The sequence below is a fragment of the Paenibacillus flagellatus genome, from assembly GCF_003217775.1.
Classification (GTDB): Bacteria; Bacillota; Bacilli; order Paenibacillales; family NBRC-103111; genus Paenibacillus_AB; species Paenibacillus_AB flagellatus.
Genome location: NZ_QJVJ01000003.1, coordinates 495,985 through 518,530, shown reverse-complemented (window position 1 = coordinate 518,530; position 22,546 = coordinate 495,985). Strand labels below are relative to the sequence as shown.

Below are 22,546 nucleotides of genomic sequence, written 5' to 3'. Positions count from 1 at the left end.
GTGGGACCTATGAAGCGGATATTGATCATCGAAGACGAGACGAGCATCGCCGAGCTGCAGCGGGACTATTTCGAGCTGAACGGCTTTCGCGTCGATCTGTGCCATGACGGGGAGGAAGGATTGGAGCTGGCGCTGAAGGGGAGCTACGACCTGATCGTGCTCGACTTGATGCTGCCGGGCAAGGACGGGTTCGACGTCTGCCGGCAAATCCGCGCCGTCAAAGAAGTGCCGATCCTGATCGTCTCCGCCAAAAAGGAGGAGGTCGATAAAATTCGCGGCTTCGGAACGGGGGCGGACGATTACATCACGAAGCCGTTCAGCCCGAGCGAGCTCGTCGCCCGTGTCAAGGCGCATCTCGCCCGTTACGAGCGGCTGCTCGGCAAGACGCCCGAACGCGACGAGCTGAGCATTCGGAATTTGACGATTTACACCGGCTCGCGGCGCGTTTTCGTGAGCGGGGAGGAAGTGACGTTGACGGCGAAGGAATTCGAATTGCTGACCTTTCTCGCGCAGCATCCGGACCGGGTGTTCGGCAAGGAGGAGCTGTTCGAGCGCATTTGGGGGCCGGATAGCTGGGGCGACAATTCGACGGTGACCGTGCATGTCCGGCGAATCCGGGAGAAGATCGAGGCCGACCCGTCCCGGCCGCAATTTATCGAGACGGTATGGGGGGCCGGCTACCGGTTTTCCGTCTAGTCCGGCCGTTTTTTACGAGCGGTTAAGAAAGATTTAATATCCGGTTTCTTTCGATTTCATATTTACCCGGTATGATGAGTAGCAGAACCGAATTACTATACGACTCATTCCGGGGAGGAATTTACGATGAAGAAACCGCTCTTGACCTTGATCGCCGCCACCGCCATCGGCACCGCTTCGCTGCTCCAGCCTGCTGTGCCCCAAGTGAACGCGGCATCGCTTTCGCAGGTGTCGCAAACCGAATTGGCCGAAGCCGGCGCGCTTCGCCCCGCCCTCGAGAAGCTGATTGAAGCCGGCGTCATCGCCGGGTATGAGGACGGCACGATCAAGCCGAACCGCCCGATGACCCGCTCCGAATTCGCCAAAGTCGCGACGAGTGCATTCGGACTGCAGCCGAAGGCGGACGGACAGCCGCTTCCCGCCGACGTATCGGCGGACGAATGGTACGCTCCGTACGTCCGGGCGATGTTGGACAGCGGATGGACGTTGGGCGCGAACGGAAAGTTTCAGCCGACGACCCCGATTACGCAGGAAGAGATCGTCGCGAATATCGGCCGGCTGATCAACAAGAAGCCGTCGATCGTCCAGCTGTGGACGGAATCGTACAATGCCAACAAGCCGGTTACGCGTGCCGAAGCGGCCCGGTGGGTATCGGACGCGCTCCCGCATATTCCTTCCCCCTCGGCGGAAGTGACCGGGGTGAAGGCGCTCAATGCGATCACGCTCGAGGTGACGTTCTCGGCGCCGCTGACCGCCGCCGACGTCAGCCTGGACCAAGCGAAGAAAAATTTCGCGTTCGACAACGGCATGGCGCTGCTGAACGTGCCGCAGCTGAAAACGGGCGCGCGGGCGACCTACATCGTCCCGGTTACGGTCCAGAAGCCGGGTGCGACGTACACGCTGACGTACAAAGGCAAGACGGCCGGTACGTTCGAAGCATCCGACTATAAGCTGAAGGTGGCGACCGTCGCTCAAGTGACGAACGACACGTTCGAGCTCGAATCGTTCCGGACGGACGGCACGGTGGACTACGGCTACGTCGTGGAAGCGTACTACGGCTCGCGCGGCGGCCAGGAGCTCGTGCTGGGCGACGGCTACGACGTCGGCGGAACGACTTACGACATTTTGTCCTCGATGCGCGACAAGTCGGTGACGATTACACCGGAAGGCGGGCAGCCGATCGTGGCGAAGTACGTCCCGTTCACGCAAGCGACGGACGGGCGCCAAGCTCCGAAGTTCCGTCTGCCGGCGGGCGAATCGCTTAAGCCGGGCGTGACCTATACGGTAACGTCGGATTGGTCGACGATCCGGGACAACGGCTTCACCGCCCGCGAAATCGCGCCGCTCGCGATCCAGTCGGCTTCCGCCGCATCGGAAACGGCCGTCGCCGTGACGCTGACGCAGGATCCGAAGGACGAGCTGTTCGCGGGACGCAGCGTGACGTTGACGGCCGCCGACGGCACGACGTTGACCGCAACGTATCGCTTCACGAGCCGTAAAGGGGCGACGGGCACGTTCGACTTGGCGAACGGCGTGAAGCTGGCGCCGAAGACGACGTACAAGCTGGCGCCGGCCGGCGGCTGGGCGACAGCCGACAACGTGACGGTTACCACGAACTGAACAAGGAACGAAGAAAAGCTGCCCGACCGGGAAGGTCGAGGCAGCTTTTCGCCGTCTCCCGCATTACTCTTTGGCCGCGGCGGCGGCGGTCGCGGTGAACAGCTGTTTCGCGCAATATTCGATAATGTCGCTCCGCCGGACGAGACCGATGAAGTGCTGGCGGTCGTCGATGACCGGAACGAAGTTTTGCGCCTTCGCTTTCGTAATCAAGTCTTCCATGTTGGCGTCGATATGGACGGGATCGTTGCGCATCCGCATCGGGACGGCGGACAAATGATGCCGGTGCGCGTTATCGAACGATACGCCCTCCGTATTTTTCAGAAACCATAGCAAGTCGCCTTCGGTAATCGTGCCGATATACCGGCCTTCTTCGGACAGGACGGGAACGGCGGTGTACCGGTGGTATTCCATCCGCTCCAGTGCTTGACGCAGCGTCGATTGTTCCGTCAGGCAGACGACCTCGTGTTTCGGAACCAAAAAAAACGCGATATTCATAGTCGTTTTCTCACCCCACTTATCATTCCACTCTCTATTATATAAGACGCGGCACCCAATCCCAAGGTTACTTTGTTCCCGAATAGGTCGAAACTGGTTGGACACCCTAACGGATGAGGTGATCATTATGGCCAGAAGACGCAGCGGCCGATCGCTAGTCGTTCCGGAAGCCGGACGAAGCCTCGACCAGTTCAAGGCGTCGGTCATGCAGAGGGAAGGCTACAAGGTCAATCCCGCGGAGCCGAACAATGTCAAATTCGAGGTCGCCAAATCGTTGGGAATCCCGCTGTCGCCCGGCAACAACGGGCAACTTAAGACCGAGGACGCCGGCAAAATCGGCGGCCAAATCGGCGGCGCCATGGTCCGGGAAATGATCCGGATGGCGCAGCAGCAGCTGGCGAACCGAGGCAACAAACCGTAATTGTACCATTTCCGCAAACGACGGACGGGCGATGCCGTCGGGAACAAGGGCAAGAAGCCGAAAACGCCGAAAACGATGGATCCGATTGAAGTTCCCGACGAAGCTTCCCGATCCCTAGGCCAATGTCTATACGTTAAGGCGTGGGCAAAATCAAGAACAAGAGCAGGTTATCGTAAAGATAATCTGCTCTTTTTTTGCTCGAAATTTCGGATCGGATGCAACAAATTTTTCACTCCTTCATCCTTTTTGTACTTGGCGTAAAAATCGTGCAGCACATGGAATAGCGACGATAGTCAGCCGCCTCGGACATCCGGTAAGGTAAGGACATCAGGGTGGGGAAAGGAGACAAAGAGACAACATGGAGCAAGCTGACGTGACGGCGATTCCGCGTGCGACGCGTAAGAACCGAAGACTGGGGGACCGGCTATGGAGGGAGAGGTATTTGTTTCTGCTTGTCATGCCGGGACTGCTTTATTTTATCGTATACCGATACATCCCGATGCTCGGCAACATTATCGCCTTCCAGGACTACAGCCCGTTCCGCGGGTTTGTGCATAGCGACTGGGTCGGATTTCGGCATTTCCGGACGATCTTCAGCGACAGGGAGGTGATCCGGGTGCTCGGCAACACGCTGCTGCTATCGTTTCTGCAGATCGCCTTTGCGTTCCCGGTTCCGGTCGTGCTGGCGGTGATGCTGAACGAACTGAGAAGCGAGCGGTTCAAGCGAGTCGTGCAATCGATCATCTATTTGCCGCATTTCTTATCGTGGGTGGTCGTGATTGGCATCGCCACGATTTTTCTGAAGACGGAGGGGCTTGTCAATCGCCTGTTGGACCTGATGTTCGGCATGGAGCCGATATCCTTCCTGCAGCAGCCGGGCTGGTTCATGCCCCTGATCGTTCTCGAGGTCATCTGGAAGGAGGCCGGCTGGGGGACGATCATCTTCCTGGCGGCGCTTGCCGGCGTCAGCCCGAGCTTATACGAAGCGGCCGTCGTGGACGGAGCGAGCCGTTGGCGGCAAATTTGGCACATTACGCTGCCGGCCCTGCGCAGCACGATCGTCATCCTGTTCATCCTCCGGCTCGGAACGGTGCTGGATTCCGGCTTCGAGCAAGTTTTCCTGATGCTCAATCCGTTCACGATGGATATCGGCAACGTGCTCGATACGTACGTGTATTTCAAGGGCATTCAACAGGCGGATTTCAGCTTCGGGACGGCGGTCGGTCTGTTCAAGAGCGTGGTCGGCTTCATCCTGATCCTAGCGGCGAACCGGCTGGCCAAACGATTCGGAGACGAAGGAGTATTCTGACGATGAAGCATACGAAATCGATGACCGCCGGCTGGGCGGACGTTCTGAACATAAGCCTGCTCGGTTTGCTCTCGCTGGCGATGCTGTTCCCTTTTTACTATATATTCGCCGTCTCCTTCACGTCTTATCAGGAATATGCGACAAGCGAGCTGATCCTGTGGCCGCACCGATGGGTGACCGATGCATACGCTTACATTCTCGATTCCCGGGAGTTTATCCGCTCCATCGGCGTCACGATCTATGTGACGGTCGTCGGCAGCATCGTCAATATCCTTTTGACCGCTACGATGGCCTATGCTATAACTCGGAATATATGGGGCCAGAAGGTGATGCTGGTTCTCGTCATGTTCACGTTCGTGTTCCACGCGGGCATGATCCCGACATATTTGATGGTGAAGGAAACCGGCCTGCTCAACAGCTATTGGGCGCTTATCGTTCCCGGCGCGATCAACTCGTTCAATCTGATCGTCATCCGCCAATTTTTCCTGTCGATTCCGGAGGAATTGAAGGAAGCGGCCGTGATCGACGGGGCGAACGACCTGCACATCTTCTCGCGCATCATCGTGCCGCTGTCCAAGCCGGCTTTTGCGGCGTTCGGCCTGTTTTACGCCGTCGGACATTGGAACACGTATTTCAGCGCGATTCTGTACTTGAACAATCCGGCCAAATGGACGGTACAAGTCGTCCTGCGCCAGATCGTCATTCTGGACGACGCGAAGGAAACACTCGCTTCCGCGGGCCGCGATGCGGCCAGAGCCGCCGAGCTGCCCCCGAGCGATACGGTCGGCATGGCCGCCATATTGCTGGCGACGCTGCCGATTCTCGTCGTCTACCCCTTTCTGCAACGGCATTTTGCGAAAGGGGTGATGCTTGGCTCCATCAAGGGATAACGTGTCGGGCAGAGACAAGCTGCACGACGGAAGACGCAAGACACATCGCGCGATTTCAGGGAGGTTTGCGAACACGATGAAAAAATGGTTGGCAGTAGGACTTGCCGCGACGTTGGCCGCATGCACGGCTGCATGCTCTTCGGGCGGCAAGCAGCCGGAGGCGGGAACGACGGAAGGAGCGCCGGGATCGGCGGCACCGACCGGCACCGCGGCGAAGAAATGGACAGTCTCGTCCATAGAGGGGACCTGGACATCGATTCCGGGAGAGAACGGTGAAGGGCTGAAAAAAATCAACGAAAAATTCAATGTGGACTACAAGCCTCAATTCGTGCCGTACGACCAGTACGCCAGCAAGCTCCCGGTCGTCATGGCCGGAGGCGATCTGCCGGACATCATCGGCATGGAGGCCGTCGACGCCAACTTCGTGAAGTGGGCGAAGCAGGGGGCGTTCCTCCCGTTGAACGACTACATCGACAAGTATCCGGAGCTGAAGCTTGTACCGAAGAGCGTATGGGACGCGGTGACGGTGGGCGGGAAGATTTACGGGATTCCGCAATATTTCCCCGCAAAGTACGGCAAGAAAGCGGTCATTCGCAAGGATTGGCTCGATAATCTCGGACTGAAGATGCCGACGACGTACGAGGAGCTGAAGAAAGTGGCGATCGCCTTCACGAAGGACGATCCGGACAAGAACGGCAAGCACGACACCTACGGTTTCGGGCTATCCAAACAGGTTGTTTACGGGGCGTCCATGGGAGCAGCTTGGGATTCGGCATGGTACCACAAGAACGAGCAAGGCCAGCTGATCCCGGGGACGATCTCGGACGGGTACAAGGAGCAAATTCAATTTCTGGCGGACCTGTACAAAGAAGGGGCGCTGCACAAGGACTGGGCGGTTTCCAAATCGACGGATGTCCGGAAGGACTTCTATGCCGGCAAATACGGAATTTGGTTTGAGCAGCCTACCGGTCTGGACATCAATCTGCTCAAGTCGTTCCGGGAGCAGTTCCCGAACGGCCAGCTCGCGACCATTCCCGCTTTCAAGCAATCGGACGGACAGCAGGGCTTCGTAGCGGGATCCGGTTATTATACGGTCAAGATGTTGAATGCCAAGCTGAAGAGCGAGCCGGAGAAGGTCGACCGCATCCTTCAGATGGAGAGCTACTTCCGCGCGTTTATTCCGTTCGATAAGCGCAACCCGCAAAATCCGGACTACGACTGGCAGTACGGCGGCGTGAACGTCAGCTACAAGATGGTGGACGGCTTGCCGGTCCTGGAACCGCAGGCGACCTGGGACAACCGGCCGAACCGATATTACCGGTCCGTTTTTTGGGCGCCGACAGACGAAGCGACCGACCCGGCGAGCGCCGTCCCGGATCCGCTTGGTAAAAGCTTTGCAAACGCAACCGTGGACCTGCTGAAAAACACGAAATTTTATATTAATCCCGTTAATCGAATCTCCTCCGAGGTGCTGATGGCCAAAGGCTCGGAGCTGGATCAAATTGTGCAGGAATGGCAGACGAAGATGATCGTCGGCCAGGAGCCGATGTCCAGCTGGAGCAAGATGGTAGACGAATATATGAAGAAGGGCGGCAAGGAAGTGATCGACGACGTGAACAAATTGCTGCAGGCTTCGGGCATTAAAGGGGAATGGAAGTAGGCTTTCTGCAACAAGCGCCGGCATGCGGTCGGTTGATCGTGTGCCGGAATAAATTGGAGCTCGACACGAGCTCGTTGGGGGGATGTTGCCACGGTAGCCGATACCGGAGAAACGGATGACGTTATCTTATGAAGGAGGCGAAAGGAATTGGTATCTTGGAAGAGGCAACGTGCATGGGCGTTGACCCTTGTATTCACAATGGGAATGAGCTTGATTCTGAATTTATTTTCGTTTCAATCGGCTTTTGCGGCGATCAGCAATCCGGTCATGGGCTCCGAGCTGATCGTTAATCCCGGCTTTGAGGAAGTATCGGGCAGTATGCCGGCAAACTGGGAACGCTTTGAGAATAAGTCGGACCTGACGGTTGAATCGGTTACGAATGAGGCAGCGGAAGGTACGCGCAGCGTCAAGCTGACGGACAACAATACGGCGGCGACGGCAGGGGTCCGAAGCCAGCTGATCGCCTATTCCCCGGGGACCTCCTACACCGCAAGCGTTAAAGTCAAGGTGGAGTCCGGCGCAGCTACAATGCTGATCCGGTACTATGACGTCAACAACAAAGCTACGCAAAAGGTTGCGACCACTAACGCCGCACCAGGCTGGCAAACGCTTACGGCAAGCGCTACGCCTCCGGCAGACACGGTCAATCTGGAGATGCTGATCGTCATCCCCAGCTCGGTAGCCAGCGGCGTCGCTTATGTGGATGCCGCATCGCTCAAGACGACCGAGCTGCTCCCCAATCCGAGCCTTGAAGCCGAGACGGCGGGCAGACCGGCAGGCTGGACGGCGGTCGATCATGGATTGACATCCAGTATCGCGACGGTGACGAATGCCGTCTACTATCACGGCAAAAAGTCGGTGCATATCGTCGATCATTCCGTTGAATACGCTTACAGTTTGAAGAGCCATTCGCTGTCGGTTGTGACGAATAAATCGTATACCGCAACCGTCCAAGCCAGGCCGCTGTCGGGTGCCGGAACTTTGTATCTGCATTTCTTCGGCTCTTACGGCCAGCAATCCGTGGAAGCACAGACGAATGGCACCGGAAGCTGGGAGGCGTTAGCCGTTACGGCCATACCGCCTGTCGGTACGACCGATGTACAGGTCGAGCTGGCGACGCCGGGTAGCCAAACCGCCGACGTCTATTTCGATCAAGTGTCGTTAACGGCGAGTGACCCGGACAGCTCGCTGCAATGGCCGGTCGAACCTGATCCGGCGAAATATCGGCATTTCGCGCCGATCGACCATTTGGTCACGACCCAGAATCCCCCGGACTTTGGGTGGCCGTTCGTTGCGGGGGCCGATAAATACGAATTGCAGGTGGCAGCAGACAGCGGCTTCCAGAACATTCTTTATCAGAAGAACGATATCGCGATCAACTACTATAATTTCCCTGAACCATTTGCGGGCGGGCAATCCTACTTTTGGCGGGTCCGGTTCCATAAGCCGATTGGTTGGTCGGCCTGGAGCGACGTTCGGAAGTTTAGGATCGATGCGGATAACGTGCTTTTCCCGGTGCCATCCGTTGCCGAGCTGATAAAAAAAGTTCCGGTTGCGCATCCCCGCGTTCTGACGTCTCCCGACAAGCTTCAGGAATTACGCGATCGGAAAGGCGGCGGCGGGGCGAAAACGTATAATAGGCTTCTACAATTGGTGGATCCGAACAATCATGAGCTGCCGGAAGAACCGTCTGCCGACCGTGTCTATGAGGGTCAGGAAGCATTGGCTCAGATTCGAAAGACAACCACTCCGATGCTCAATGCCGCCTTTTTGTATTTGATCACCGGAGAGGACAAATATGCGGATTTCGCCAAGGAGCGCTTGCTGTACGTCTCCACCTGGGCTTCCACAACAGGGCCTACCTCGTACGCTGCAAACGATCAGAATCATCGCGAAATTACGTTTACGAGCGCCATGACCTACGATTGGATCCACGATAAGTTGAGCGAAGCGGAAAAGCAGTCGGCTTTAGCTATGATTTTGTCCCGGGCAAGTACGATTGCAGAGCACGTACTGGAAGGTTCGGAGCCGATTCCGACAATTCCTTACAACTCCCATAAATGGACGGTTTACGGATATTTGGGCATCGTTGCAATTGCTTTGCTGCATGACGATATTACGATTAACGAGACTGTCGTTTCCAGTAAAGCACAAGAGTGGTTTAACAAAATTGTGCCCGCTTACATTAACCTGGCGCCGACATGGGGAGGCGAAGACGGCGGATGGGGGAACGGAGAAGGTTACTGGCAATACTCCAGCAATCACGGCAAGCAGTTTCAGGATTCGCTCTATGCTGCGACCGGCTTCAATCTCTATAAGAAATCTTATTTCCGTAACGAGTCCTGGTATCCCCTGTATATGATACCCGCAGGCAATAAAAGCGGGGTGTTCGGAAATGGGAGTGACCTGATCTACTCGAATTATGTCTCAACCTCAATTATTCGTAATGCTCAAATGCAGCAAAATCAGGTGATGCAGTGGTACGCGAAGCAGGCGGATTACAATTATGACGACTTGATTACGTATTTGTATGAAGATACGCATCTGCCGGCACGACCTCCGGTGGAAATGCCGTCAGCCAAATATTTCGAGCAAATCGGAACGGTCGCGATGCACTCCAGCTTGATCGATCCGAAGCGGATTTCGCTATTTTTCAAATCCAGTCCATTCGGCAGCCTCAATCACAGTCATGCGGATCAGAACAACATGATCATTAAAGCCTTCGGCGAGGATCTGACGGTTGACGGCGGGTTCTATGATGATTACGCGACCAATCATTACCAGAAGTATACCAAGCATACGTTCGCTCATAATGCGATCACGTACGATGGCAAAAAAGGCCAGAATACCAACGAAGTGCCCAGAACCGGAGATATGAGCGCATCCGGGAAAATTACGGGATTCGCCACGACCAAGGATTTCGACGCGGCGGTCGGCGACGCCACCCAAGCGTACAACACCAATCCGGGTAAAATCGGCCTCGATCTGGCTCAGCGCAGCATCATCTACGTGAAACCGGGCGCCTTTGTGGTCATCGATAATCTCGACGCTCGGGAGCCGGGCGGCTCCAGCTTCGAATACTGGCTCCATGCCGATAAAAGCTTAACACTGGACGACGAGCATGACAGCGCGACGATCATCAAAAATCAGGCTGCGCTGAAAATCAATCTTTACCATCCGGATCTTACCGCAATCCCGGTAACCGACCGCTTTATCAACGCGGATAAGCAAGAGTATTTGCCTGGTAGAGGATATACTGGATTTAAACGGCTGCATGGCGGATTTCAGACGGCAAAAACAGAGCAAGCGACGATCGTTTCCACCTATGTCCCTTACGAGGTAGGTACGACGCCGCAGAGCATTACCGAGGAGGATCACGGAACGTACCGGAAGCTTCATTTTGCCGATGGAACGGACGTGTATGTACGCACAGCCCTTAGCGGCGCAGTCGATACCGGAAGCATTCAGTTCGAAGGCATCGCGGCTTCTGTCAAAAACGATTCCGTTCTTCTGGTAGGCGGTAAGCAATTGGTCATAAACGGTGTGACGCGGATCAGCAGTACGCAACCGGCCACGATCGCGCTTTCGGGCGACGAGTTGTCGATCACAAGCACACAGGACGTGCAAGTCCATTTGGATAAATCCGGCGTCGGAACGGTTCTCGATGAATCGTACCGCAGCCTGCCGAAAGGCGGCAGCGTTACGAATGCCGTTAATACGCGCGGCGTTCATTGGGATACGGCTGGCAGCACATTAACGATAACGGTTGAGCCGGGTCAGCATAAGCTTCTGTTAAACAACATTCCGGCTCCTGCTCCACATGACGATATCACCTTTCCAGTCGAGATTGACGGCGAGTCCTCGACGGTGACGATGTCTACTTATGGCGACGGGCGCGGCGGCATAGCCGCCTGGGGAACATTATCCAATATCAACCGGTTTGTACGAAGTGTTAGAAGCACCGCCCGGGCTCGTCTTCGAAGGATTCGGCGGTGTGAAGAAGGCCATGTACCTGTTCCTGGGGGAAAATGCCAAAATTATTGTGCCTAATGCGACGGGGACACTCAAGCTGCGAAGGGCAGGATCGGGTGCGGCTACTCCGTCAGATCAGTCAGCGGATGTTGATGCCATTAAGGCAGGGCTAGACGTTTTTGCGGAAGCGGAAAGCTTCAGCGCTGCGGATAAGGGGATAAAACCGTACCCGAAAGAATTTCTTTCAGGCGGGAGCGGCGTCACGGGGTGGAACAATCTCGGGCAGGCGATAAGCTGGAATCTGAATGTCCCGCAAGCCGGGTACTACGATGTCGCAATGAAATACGTAAGCGGCTGGAATTTAAACGGCGCCGATACGAAGCGCTTGATTCAGATTGGTGCCGATGTGTACTCGGCAGAATTCCCCAGCACGCCGAGATGGGGAGACACACAGGAACAGTGGAGAGTGGTGACGGTCCACACCGGAGCCTATTTGCCGGCCGGATCTGTTCAACTTAAGATGTGGAACATCGCCGGGGTGTCGAACATCGACTGGGTCGGTCTTGTCCAATCGAAAGTCGATAAGAGTGTGTTATCGGCAAAGATCGAAGCGGCCCAGTCCTTGCAGAGCGGGGAGTATACCGCTTCGACCTGGGCGGCCGTAAGTACGGCGCTCAACGCCGCCATTGCGGCAAGGGATAATCCCGCCGTGACCCGGCAGGAGGTAGACGCGGCAGCGGCCCATTTGCAAGCCGCCCTTGACGCTCTTGTTCCGCTGGCGTCGGGGGTTCCCGGTAAAGCGGCGCTCTCCAGCAACAGCGGGTATGCGTATGGCCTGCATGACGGGAACTATACGATCACCATGAATCTGTGGTGGGGTCAAAACGGCACCAGCTACACCCTGTATGAGAATGGGGTGCCGATCGATACGAAGCGTCTCGCGGACGGTACACCGAATGCGCAAACGGCAGTGTCGACCTTGTCCGGCAAACCGAACGGTACCTATGTGTACACCTGTGAGCTTAGAAATGCGCGCGGGGCAACCGCCTGCGATCCCGTTACGGTCGTCGTCAAAGATGCGAATCCGGGAAAACCGGTGCTCTCGAACGATAACTGGGACGGCAATGGGGACTATCTGATCACCATGAATATGTGGTGGGGAACGAACGGCACCCAGTATAAGCTTTACGAGAATGGGGTTCTAGTGGACACACAGACGCTGACGGCTGCCACACCAAAAGCTCAGAACGCCTCAACGACCATACAGGGTAAGCCCGCAGGCACCTATGAATATGTTGTCGAGCTGAGCAACGGCGCAGGGGCTACAACAAGCCAGCCTATCCGCATTCAGGTTACGCGCGCGAATTGATTCATGAAAGGACTGTCCGGCGGGATCGCCGGACAGTCTAGTCACGGCCGCCGCATCACGCGGCTAACATAAATTCGGAGCCGCAGAAAAATGAGCTGTCATTGAGTCTAGTCTTGAAAGGGGGGGGATGCAGCGATCCAACACTAGAAGTAACAGCATTCGGCATGTTGAAAGTCCGAAATCCAACATTTTTACAATTCGAAAGGAGAATGAAAATGGAAAATGGGCCTGAGAAGAAATCGGTTAGTCGAAGAAAATTCGTAGCCACCATGGGGGCAGCGGGACTTGGAGCTGTATTAGCGGCAGGTTTAGGCAGTGGTGGAACTGCTTATGCAAGTGTATCGGATACGGTAACCTCTTACGACACTATGGCGCAGCTGCAGGCGGCAACCGATTTGCGACCGGGAACGATCGTTTACACAAAGGGCTTTTATGACGCTGGAGACGGGGGAGGCGCGTACTGGAACGTACTAGGTACCGGAACGGCCGATGATGTGTTCGTGTATGCATGCGCTGGCGGGAAGTGCGTATCTCTTATACATGACAAGACCATCAACATCAAGCAGATCGGTATTCGAGCTGACGGTGAGCAGGTAGCGAATACGTATTCGGGCACGGGCACGGCGCTGGACGGAACGACCCGTAACTTCTGGGTCAGCCACAACGGCTGCGAAACGACCAATTTTAACAAGCTGAAAGCGATTGTGTGGGCTCGTTATAACGTATATGTTCCGAAGGGGATCTATGTGTTTGCCGGAAAAAGCACCATTCATGTCAGGAACGGGTTGTGCTTCATAGGCGAGAGCATGGGAGAATCCATTCTCATCGGATTAGGGTTCACGAATTACGGGGATCTGGAAGAAAGCAATGATATACTATTCGAAAACTTTACTATGGACAATTATGCCAGCATCCTTCCTCCCGGGAACCGCAAGATCAGATATAAGGATAAGGATTTCGATCAAGCCCTTCATTGGGACGTCAATGATTACAAATCCTTCTTTTACCGTAACGGTCAATACCTTTCAGCTATTGAAAATGCTATGCACTTTGCTAACTCCACCAGTCAAGAAAATAAAAATATGACCGTAAGGAGGGTCAAAGTCAGGAACTATAATTGCGGGTTCATGTTCGGATCGAAAACGCCTACCGAAACCACGATTCGGTCAAGGGACATTGTGGTAGAGGAATGCGTGTTCGAGGATATTCTGTTCCAGCCCTCAGGGGGAAATAACGTCCAAAACTTCCGAATACTACGCAATTCGTTCGATAATATCGGCTCGTTAGCCTGCGATTTTTCCAGAGGTTGTATCGGTTGCGAATTTACCGGCAATTACGTGACGCGCGCCAGCAGCTTGGTGAAGGTGGAAGGGAATATTAACAATGATTTCACCCGAATCTTGTCGGACCAGTTCATCATTCGAGACAACATCTACAAGCAGCCTCCTGCCTTAACGGATTGGCAATTTGAAAGTAAATTCGTCATCAACAATATGACGGGGGATGGTCTCGTTAGCGGTAACTTCCTCGAGATGGGATTCACCCATCAAATCGCGATCTTTACATACATCCGCAGACAGACGATTGACGATACGGTTCTCATTACGAATAACCACTTTGTGACACCGGCGACTTCGAAGTATGATTGGGCGTGCATGTTTTCTGTTCAACGTCCAGATGTTAACGGAAGCACCACATTTCCCTCTGCCAGCAAAAATATTATATTCGAGAATAACCAAGTCACCATGCGAATGTCAACGGTCGGTTGTTTTATGCCTTTAGTTACCGATGCGTCCCAAATCGTATTGCGCAATAATCTTTTTGTTAGCGACGGAACCGGGTATGTGTTTAATCTAATTCGAGGATGTTCGAAGGATCTGGAAATAACAGGGAATTCAATCGATCGTGTACGAGTCGTGCTGGAAACGGATCTCGGCGGATTGCGGGAATTGGATAACAAGACGATTTTGGTGACCGACAACCGGCTGTTCAGCGACTATACGAAAGATTCCAGTGTTCTCGGACAGCCTCTTATCCACGTAACAGGGAACGTCAACAATAAGACGGAACGCATCATGATCCGTGGCAATTACACCAACCGGTCAAGGCTGCTGAAGGCGGAGAAGATGAAGTTCATTCGAATCGACGTGGCGGATAACGTGATGCAGGAGAACGACGGGAATTCGGCACAGTTCGGATGTCAGCCGCTCGCTGTGGATGCGCTGGTCGACGACCTTAACTTCGAGGGCAACAACGTATGGTTTCCGAATCAGACGACATACAGCGGTATTCTTGCATTCCTCACAACGAGCACTAGAAACGTTAAGCGTCTGGTCATGGAAAACAATACGATGTCGTTGTCCGGCCAGCTCGCCACAGGCGCTCCGAGCAGCGGTCTGAAACCGGACGTATTTATGTTCCGCAATAACAAGGTGTTTAAAGTCGGGTCCACACCCGGCGTAGCCCTTGATGCATCCAACGGCTCCGTTTCGTCCAATGTGTTCGATAGCCCATCGGGTGCCGTTACGATCAATGCGTTTGCTGTTTTGTTTACCGATAGCAACCAGAATACAGGAGCAGGCGGATCGATTACGGTATCGAACCCGAGACCTTGATCGCGGGGACTGCCGCGTGCAGACGCTGCGTGCCGCGATTTCGTAAAGACGGCAAAAACATCGCGTACCATCCCGGGTATGCGATGTTTTTTACATTCACTGCAAACCATTGCGGCGGTATTCGGGAGTCGGTGAACCGGAGCACGCTGCCGGTACTGTTTTTCGGCTTTGTTCCATTTTCCCGGAAGGAGCACGGTTTCAACTAACGTTGGAGCGTTCCACCCGCCTCGCAATTCCCCTCAACGATCGTAAACCCCGGCTGGGCGATTTTTTAGAACTTGGGCGTTTTTTCAGGTAACGGAAACAAGCTGCAAAATACGAAAAATCGTATATTTTCTTTTCGTCCATGCACTCATAAGATGAGGGTAATGTAAACAAGGAGGGTCAACGTGGAAACGTACATGGATTTTTGGAAAAGCAGCTTGACGGATATCGAGGAGTGTCTGTCCGGCGTCGCCAAGGGAAAGGTGCGGTTGCTGACCGAGTCGGCGGGCGGAAGAGATATTCCCATCGTCGAATACGGGGATAAAGAGGATTTCGGACGGAAGGCGAATTACGGCTCAGCCTGCGGCGCCGGGAATCCGGAGCATTACGCGCGCAAAAGCAAGGAGTCGAAGCCGGTTCTGCTCCTTGTCGGAGGCATTCACGGCGGCGAGCTGGAAGGAATCGTCGGGATGACGAATCTGATCAAGGTGCTCGAGACAGGAACGGATTATCGGGGCAAACGGTACGACTACCTGTATGAAAATGCCCGCCGCTTCCGCCTTCTTCTCATTCCGTGCATGAATCCGGACGGACGGGCGCGGCTGCCGATTGATTCGCTGATCGGCGTGCCCTACGAGAAGTTCGTCTACTATATGCAGGGGACGTGGAAGGACGGCACGCTGTGCAGGTGGCCGGACTGCAAGGCGGTGCATCCGATCAAGGACGCTTCCAATTTTCTCGGGACTTATTTTAACGACGACGGCGTCAACATCATGCACGACAACTTTTTCGCGCCGATGGCTCGGGAGACGAGCGCGCTGCTTGAGCTTGCGGACCGGGAAGCGGTCGATTTCTCGGTCAATCTGCATGGAGGGGCCGATACCCCGATTCATTTTGTTCAAATCTTCTATCTCCCGAAGTTCATCATGCAGAAGCAGCAAGCGTTCAACCGCGGTCTCGGGGAAGCCTACGCCAAGCTCGGGCTGCCGTTCACGGAGGTGGACCAAGTCGTCGTAGATCAAGGAAATTACCCGTACAAGTCGATTAATCTGTCATCGGCGATCCATCATGCGTGCGGCGGCATGAGCATGACGTTCGAGTCCAATATGGGGATAGACGGACCGGGGACGAAATTGACGCCGGACGACATTCTCGACAGTCACCTCGTGCTGTTCGAGCAAATGTTCCGATTCTCTCTTGAAGATCAGGCGGCTAGAGCCTGACCGGAACAAGAACCAATGCCTCAACATTGGGGGTTGGTTCTTTTTTATTGCGAAGGTAGCATCATTCGGCTAGCGAAATAGGGAAATCAGATGAAGTCCGTTACCACGACGGACTTTTCTCCATTCCTGAACCGTCTTTACAGAATATGGGCAACTTGTTTAAATGGAACTATCATAGGAAAAAGGGGGCACCCTATCCGAATGTATCTTCCGATCCTTTCGTTCAAAGATCGATCCATCTCCTTGTTTTGGCGTCTCCTCACGGGGTTTCTCTGCATCATCGTGCTCATGTGCGCCCTCACCCTATACTCCTTTGCCGTATCCAAGCAAAACGTCCGCAGCGAGATCGTGAAATACAATACGCTTATGCTCAACCACACGATGGACGGCTACGAGAAGCATTTCGATTTGATCAAACGACAGATGCTCATGTACTTTTACAGCGAAAAAGTGCAAAATCTTCGGGCCGCTCCGAATTATCGCGAGTTTCCGGCTATTCAACTGGAGATTGGCTCGTGGGTTTCGAATGCATCATTGTTCATCCACAACATCGCCTTCTTCCCGAAGCAAGGCAATTTCGTCTTGGAGAAAGGAACGAGCTCCACTCCGGAGTCGATGTTTAACGTATTTTACGGAAATGAAGCCTACGGGCTCGATTTCTGGCGCAATCAGTTTGACCAGGACTACAATATTCGCGTCCTGCCGGCAGCGGATTTCCGCAATCTTATGTTTCAGGAGCAGCTAATCCTGTATGAGGACCTGATTCCCGTCGTGTTCAAAAAGAGAGAAAACAGCGATCTGCTGATGATCGTGTTTCTGGACGCGGGCAAAATGTACGAGGCGTTCCACCAGACGGCCAGCGGCGATTTCATGATCCGTGACGAGCTCGGACAAGCATTGTTCCGGAATGCGAGTCGGGAGCCGCCTATCGATCCGGGGCAACTTCGCAAGGACGATCGGTCCGCGTATATTTCGGGGGGGACGTATTTTTTTCAGTCGGTGGGCAAGGAAAGCGGATTCACCTATACGCAGCGCGTTCCCGTCGAACGAATCGCTTCGCAAAGCCGCTTGAACAAAACGTTGATCGGCGCGACGGCCGTTTCGCTTGCTGCAGCGATCATCATCTCCTGGGTGTTTGCGACCGGCATCAACCGCCCCCTTCAGACGATGATCGGATCGATTCGAGGGGAAAGTGACGCGGCCGGCTTTCGATCGTCGATTCGGGAGTTCAACATCATCCGGCGCCAAATTCAGGACAAGAATAAAACCGAAAGGCAGCTCGCGATTCTTCATGGTCTGAAGGCCATTCGCAGCCAATCCGATATACGTCCCCAAGCGATTGCGGATAAGCCGTTCGTACTCGTCCTGTTCCATGCTTTGAGCAAGCGGGAGGAAGACGTGGAGCGCGGATCCTTCCAGACCTGGCTCAGTTACATGTTGGTGTGCATGGAGGATCGGCTCGGTAAGTCATTTCCCGGTTCGATGACTTTCCCGGTCGAGACGAACCGGATTATCAGCCTCGTCTATACGGATCGAAGAGACGACATCATCAGCCAGCTCGACCGCTTGGAGAAGGTATTCGAGCAGGACAAAGCGTTCGGTACCGTGACCATTGCCGTATCCAGCGTCTTCGAGCACTCCGATCGGATCGCGGCTGCGTACCAGGAGGTGACGGATCTGGTCGGCGACCGCATCATGATCGATCGGACGCAAATTATTACGGAACGAGCGGAAGAAATGACTGCGGTCGATTTCGATACCGATCAGTGGAGAGAATTTCAGGTCAATCTGCGCGAGGGAAACGATGTGCAGCTGACGAATCTGATTCGAAGGGCGTTTGCCAGGAGGCAAGGGAAAGAACGGACGGCCGCCGCATGGCTGGAGTTCTGCAGGAATGTGATCGGCAAGATCAAGAGCGAGTCGTCTCCTCTCGTGATCGCGCCCGGGCGCCTGCAGGACATGTTTCACGAGGCGGAAACGAAGATGCAGCAATGCGTAACGGCCGAAGATCTCGAGCAGCTGCTGCTCGATTGGACCGCCCAAGCGGCGGAGGGGTTCCGGAGCAAGAAGCAGCTGCGCGATCCGATCACGTCCGCCGTCGTCGACTACGTCAATCAGCATTTGTCGGAGGAGATTTATTTGGACATTTTGGCGGAGCACCTGAATTTGAGCAGCGGCTATTTGTCCTCTTACTTCAAGGAAAAAACCGGGATGAACATCGTGGACTATATCAATGAAACCCGCATTATGAAAGCGACGACCCTGCTCATCGACAACACGCTCAAAATTCATGATGTTTCGGTGGCCGTCGGGTATCGGAACATCACATCCTTCAATCGCATGTTTAAAAAGTATATGGGACTGACGCCAAGCGAATTTCGCAGAAAGCAAGGCGCCGACTCCTGACCGAAAGCTCCGCATGGCGGGGCTTTTTTCCGGTTTATATGCAGATAACGAGATTTTGGTCTTTTTTGAAGGTAGCTAGGAAAAGTAGCAAATGCCACGGATTCAGGCTATTTACCGTTCGATCGAACCCTCACTATCATAAGGGTGAAGGACGATCGATTGGCGGAACAATCTGAGTACGTTATCGTATTCAGCAAGCTTATCGAGCAGTCAACTATCCATTGAATCGAAAGGGGTTTCACATGAACAAGAGAAAACGGTATTCCCATGCAATGCTCGTTCTGGCCTCTGCAGCGACCTTGCTTGCGGCATGCAGCAGCGGCTCCGGTTCGAAGGATCCAGCAAGCACGGGGAGCGCCACAGGCTCTTCGTCTCCGGCCGCGACAACAGCGGCGAACCCGCCTCCGAGTACAATCAGCTTGATTTCGGAATATGCCACCGGATGGCCGCCCAAGCCGGGTTGGGGCGTGTGGAAATGGGTGAAGGAAGAGACGAACATCACCGTCGATCACAAGACGTATACGTCGCCGGAATCGCTTGCGCTGTCTGTCGCCTCCGGGGAGATGCCGGACATTATGTCCGTATACCCGACCGAAGTGCAAAAATTCGGTCCGCAGGGCGCCTTTCTGGATCTGTCCAAGCATATGGACAAGATGCCGAATGTGAAGAAATTTCTGGCGGAGCATCCGGATATCACGGCCCGCATCACGCAGCCGGACGGCAAAATCTTAAGCCTCCTCAACGACGGCACGGGAGAAGGCAACCAGCTGGTCTGGTTCTACCGGGACGATATTTTTGCCAAGCACAATCTGCAGCCGCCGAAGACGTGGGATGAGATGTACACGACGGCGAAGAAGCTGAAGGAGCTTTATCCGGACAGCTATCCGCTCGTCTTCCGCCACGGCATCGGAACGCTGATCACCTTCGGCCCGTCGTTCGGCATCTATCCGGAATACTATAAGGATCCGACGACCGGCAAGATGAAATACGGAGCGACCGATCCGAACTTTAAGAAAATGGTCGAGTACCTTAATAAATTCTACATGGAAGGCTTGTTCCCGAAGGATTGGCTGTCGATGGACTATAAGGGCTGGACTCAGTTCATCACGACGAACAAATCGTTCATGAGCGTTCAATTTATCGGGCAGATCGAGATTATGAACAATCAGCTGCAAAACGGCGGTCATCTGAAGTTCATGGCGCCGCCGCTCGGCGCCGGCTCCAAAGCCTATTTGCCGAATGCGGGCTACGAGGACAGAGGCTTCGCCGTCGCGTCCAATACGAAAAATCTGGATGCCGTTCTACGCTTTTTCGATTACGTCTACTCGGAGAAAGGCCGCACCATTCAAAGCTGGGGCAAAGAGGGCGAGACGTACACGGTCGTGAACGGCAAGAAGAAGTTCAACGATACCTTCAAGACAGCGGCCGATATTACCCGTGAAGCGGGCATCGGCTCGGCAGGCACTTACGGCTGGTTCGACTACGAGGCTTGGCTGTCGATGGTGAAGCCGAGCGAGCAGGAGCCGTATATCGAGGCGAAGAAATACCGTTACCCCACCGCCAAAATCCTGCCGATTCTATCAAAGGAAGAAACGGATTCCATCTCGACGCAGCAGGATCAGATTAATAAATATTACACGACAGCCGTCAGCAAATTTATTATGGGCGAAACGCCGATGACCGAGTGGGATTCGTTCGTATCCACACTCAATCAATACGGACTGCAAAAGGTGCTGGATACGTACCAAAAAGCGCTTGACCGGCAGAAGAAGTAATAGCGTTCATTTCTAAACATAAAGGACGGGGCCGTCGTCGGATAGCGACCGAAGGCCCCTGTCCGCGGGAGATAGGGGATGAAGCCATGAAAGTGTCATTACTCCGGAGACTGAGGCGCGATCAAGCCTTTTTTGTGCTGCTGGCCCCGGTATTGCTCTACTATTTGCTGTTCAAGTATGTTCCCATGTTCGGGATCATCGTGTCCTTCAAGGACTATAACCTGTTTAAGGGCGTATGGCAGAGCGAGTGGGTCGGCCTGAAATATTACAAGATGTTTTTCCACAATCCGGATGCCTATACCATCCTGCGAAATACGGTATTGCTGGGCTTGTACAAGCTTCTTTTCGGGTTTCCGGCCCCCATTATCCTGGCGCTTCTCCTGAATGAACTGCGGTGGAAGGGCTATAAGCGCTTCGTGCAATCGGTAAGTTATATGCCTCACTTTCTGTCCTCCGTCGTCGTCGCGGGCTTTATGGTGATGATTTTGTCGCCGAGCACCGGCTTCGTGAATCATGTGATTCAATCGATGGGGTTCGAACCGATTAATTTTTTGCAAAAAGCATCCTGGTTTCGGACCCTGTATGTGAGTTCGGATGTATGGCAGGAGGTCGGCTGGGGCTCGATTATTTATTTGGCCGCGCTGACGTCGATCGATCCGCAATTGTATGAAGCGTCGCGCATCGACGGGGCGGGCCGCTGGAAGCAGATGCTGCATGTGACGCTGCCCGGCATCGCGCCGGCGATCGTCATTCTGTTTACGCTGCAGATCGGCAAAATCCTGGAGCTCAGCTTCGAGAAGGTGTTTCTGCTTTCCAATGCGGCGACGTACGAAACCTCGGATATTCTGGCTACCTACGTGTATCGGATGGGCATCGTGCAGGCCAATTTCAGCTATGCTTCGGCAATCGACCTGTTTATGGGCGTGATCGGATTCGTGTTCGTGTATTCGGCAAATCAGGTCAGCCGCAGACTGGGGGAAACCAGTCTATGGTAACGAGCAAACGGTTCAGCCTGTTTGATCTTGTCAACATCACGCTGCTGGCGCTCGTTGCCCTGGCCGCCCTTTTCCCATTCCTTCATATGGCTGCCGTTTCCTTGAGCTCGGCAGAGTACGTCGTCCGCAATCAAGTGGGCCTATGGCCGAAGGGATTTCAGTTGAGCGTTTATTCGGAGGTCCTTCACGATAAGCGTTTATTGGTCGGGTACAAGAATACGATCATTTATGTTCTGCTCGGCACCACATTGTCATTGACGGTTACGGTTATGGGGGCGTACTCGCTGTCCAGGAGGGGGCTGACGTTCGGGAAGCCGATCATGCTTCTTATCGTCTTCACCATGCTCTTCTCCGGGGGCATGATTCCGACCTATCTCGTCGTTCGCAGCTACGGAATCATGAATACGGTTTGGGCTATGGTGCTGCCCGGGCTTATTTCCACCTGGAACCTGATCGTGATGCGCACGTTCTTTCAGGGCATCCCGAAGGAAATCGAGGAGTCGGGCAAGATGGACGGTCTTTCCGACTACCGTCTGCTGTGGAGCATCATCCTGCCGCTCTCCAAGCCGGTGCTCATGACGATCGGGCTCTTTTACGCCGTTGCGATTTGGAACAACTTCTTCCATGCGCTGCTCTATTTGCGCGAGGAGAGCCTGTATCCGCTTCAGCTGGTCATTCGCAATATCGTGGTGGTCGGGCAGATCGGCGATGCGCTTACCAATAACGCCTACGACAAAGAGGGGGTCATGCTGGAAGCTCTCAAGTATGCGTTCATTATGGTGGCAACCTTGCCTATACTCGTCGTGTATCCGTTTATCCAGAAACACTTCGTCAATGGCGTTCTGATCGGCTCGGTCAAGGGATAAAGGGAATGCAGGCCGGATCGGTCCGTTTTG

15 protein-coding genes are annotated in these 22,546 nt (G+C 54.4%); 14 read left to right on the top strand and 1 reads right to left on the bottom strand.

All coding sequences use genetic code 11. The features are described from left to right. Together DLM86_RS08845 and DLM86_RS08840 are read left to right on the top strand one after the other, a co-directional pair. Positions 1-696, top strand: a complete 696-nt coding sequence (locus tag DLM86_RS08845) for a response regulator transcription factor (protein ID WP_211326496.1) — start codon at positions 1-3, stop codon at positions 694-696. 126 nt (positions 697-822) lie between these two features. After that, complete coding sequence (locus tag DLM86_RS08840; protein ID WP_110839615.1) at positions 823-2,316, top strand: S-layer homology domain-containing protein; 1,494 nt, start codon at positions 823-825, stop codon at positions 2,314-2,316. 63 nt (positions 2,317-2,379) lie between these two features. Here the strand turns inward: DLM86_RS08840 and DLM86_RS08835 are convergent, their stop codons facing one another. Then, positions 2,380-2,811: a CBS domain-containing protein gene (locus DLM86_RS08835; RefSeq protein WP_110839614.1), complete on the bottom strand. Its 432-nt coding sequence runs from the start codon at positions 2,809-2,811 to the stop codon at positions 2,380-2,382. Positions 2,812-2,938: 127 nt separating this feature from the next. Between DLM86_RS08835 and DLM86_RS08830 the strand changes: the two genes are divergently transcribed. The 12 genes from DLM86_RS08830 (at position 2,939) to DLM86_RS08775 (ending at position 22,516) form a co-directional block, all read left to right on the top strand. Continuing rightward, entirely contained in the window at positions 2,939-3,232 is a 294-nt protein-coding gene (locus DLM86_RS08830; RefSeq protein ID WP_110839613.1) for an alpha/beta-type small acid-soluble spore protein, read from the top strand. Between the two features lie 358 nt (positions 3,233-3,590). Continuing rightward, the gene (locus tag DLM86_RS08825) at positions 3,591-4,541 is read left to right on the top strand and encodes an ABC transporter permease (protein ID WP_110839612.1); all 951 of its coding nucleotides are present in this window, start codon (positions 3,591-3,593) and stop codon (positions 4,539-4,541) included. Between the two features lie 2 nt (positions 4,542-4,543). Beyond that, positions 4,544-5,431 carry a carbohydrate ABC transporter permease gene (locus DLM86_RS08820; protein WP_110839611.1) on the top strand — a complete coding sequence of 296 codons (888 nt, stop codon included), beginning with the start codon at positions 4,544-4,546 and terminating at the stop codon, positions 5,429-5,431. A 76-nt stretch (positions 5,432-5,507) separates the two neighbouring features. Next, entirely contained in the window at positions 5,508-7,091 is a 1,584-nt protein-coding gene (locus tag DLM86_RS08815) for an extracellular solute-binding protein (RefSeq protein WP_110839610.1), read from the top strand. 147 nt (positions 7,092-7,238) lie between these two features. Next, on the top strand, positions 7,239-11,141 hold the full coding sequence (locus DLM86_RS08810; RefSeq protein ID WP_110839609.1) for a DUF4962 domain-containing protein: 3,903 nt from the start codon (positions 7,239-7,241) through the stop codon (positions 11,139-11,141). Further along, the gene (locus DLM86_RS08805) at positions 11,086-12,432 is read left to right on the top strand and encodes a chitinase N-terminal domain-containing protein (RefSeq protein WP_245954441.1); all 1,347 of its coding nucleotides are present in this window, start codon (positions 11,086-11,088) and stop codon (positions 12,430-12,432) included. Before DLM86_RS08810 ends, DLM86_RS08805 begins: the two co-directional genes overlap by 56 nt. A gap of 209 nt (positions 12,433-12,641) precedes the next feature. Further along, the gene (locus tag DLM86_RS08800) at positions 12,642-15,047 is read left to right on the top strand and encodes a hypothetical protein (RefSeq protein WP_158289402.1); all 2,406 of its coding nucleotides are present in this window, start codon (positions 12,642-12,644) and stop codon (positions 15,045-15,047) included. A 389-nt stretch (positions 15,048-15,436) separates the two neighbouring features. Further along, positions 15,437-16,474, top strand: a complete 1,038-nt coding sequence (locus tag DLM86_RS08795; protein WP_110839607.1) for a M14 family zinc carboxypeptidase — start codon at positions 15,437-15,439, stop codon at positions 16,472-16,474. A gap of 201 nt (positions 16,475-16,675) precedes the next feature. Next, a complete protein-coding gene (locus tag DLM86_RS08790) occupies positions 16,676-18,880 on the top strand; it encodes an AraC family transcriptional regulator (protein ID WP_158289401.1) in 2,205 nt (734 codons plus the stop codon). 419 nt (positions 18,881-19,299) lie between these two features. After that, on the top strand, positions 19,300-20,655 hold the full coding sequence (locus DLM86_RS08785; protein ID WP_158289400.1) for an extracellular solute-binding protein: 1,356 nt from the start codon (positions 19,300-19,302) through the stop codon (positions 20,653-20,655). Between the two features lie 86 nt (positions 20,656-20,741). Beyond that, positions 20,742-21,650: an ABC transporter permease gene (locus DLM86_RS08780; RefSeq protein WP_110839604.1), complete on the top strand. Its 909-nt coding sequence runs from the start codon at positions 20,742-20,744 to the stop codon at positions 21,648-21,650. After that, on the top strand, positions 21,644-22,516 hold the full coding sequence (locus tag DLM86_RS08775; protein WP_110839603.1) for a carbohydrate ABC transporter permease: 873 nt from the start codon (positions 21,644-21,646) through the stop codon (positions 22,514-22,516). The genes DLM86_RS08780 and DLM86_RS08775 overlap by 7 nt, the downstream gene beginning before the upstream one ends. Positions 22,517-22,546: the final 30 nt, after the last annotated feature.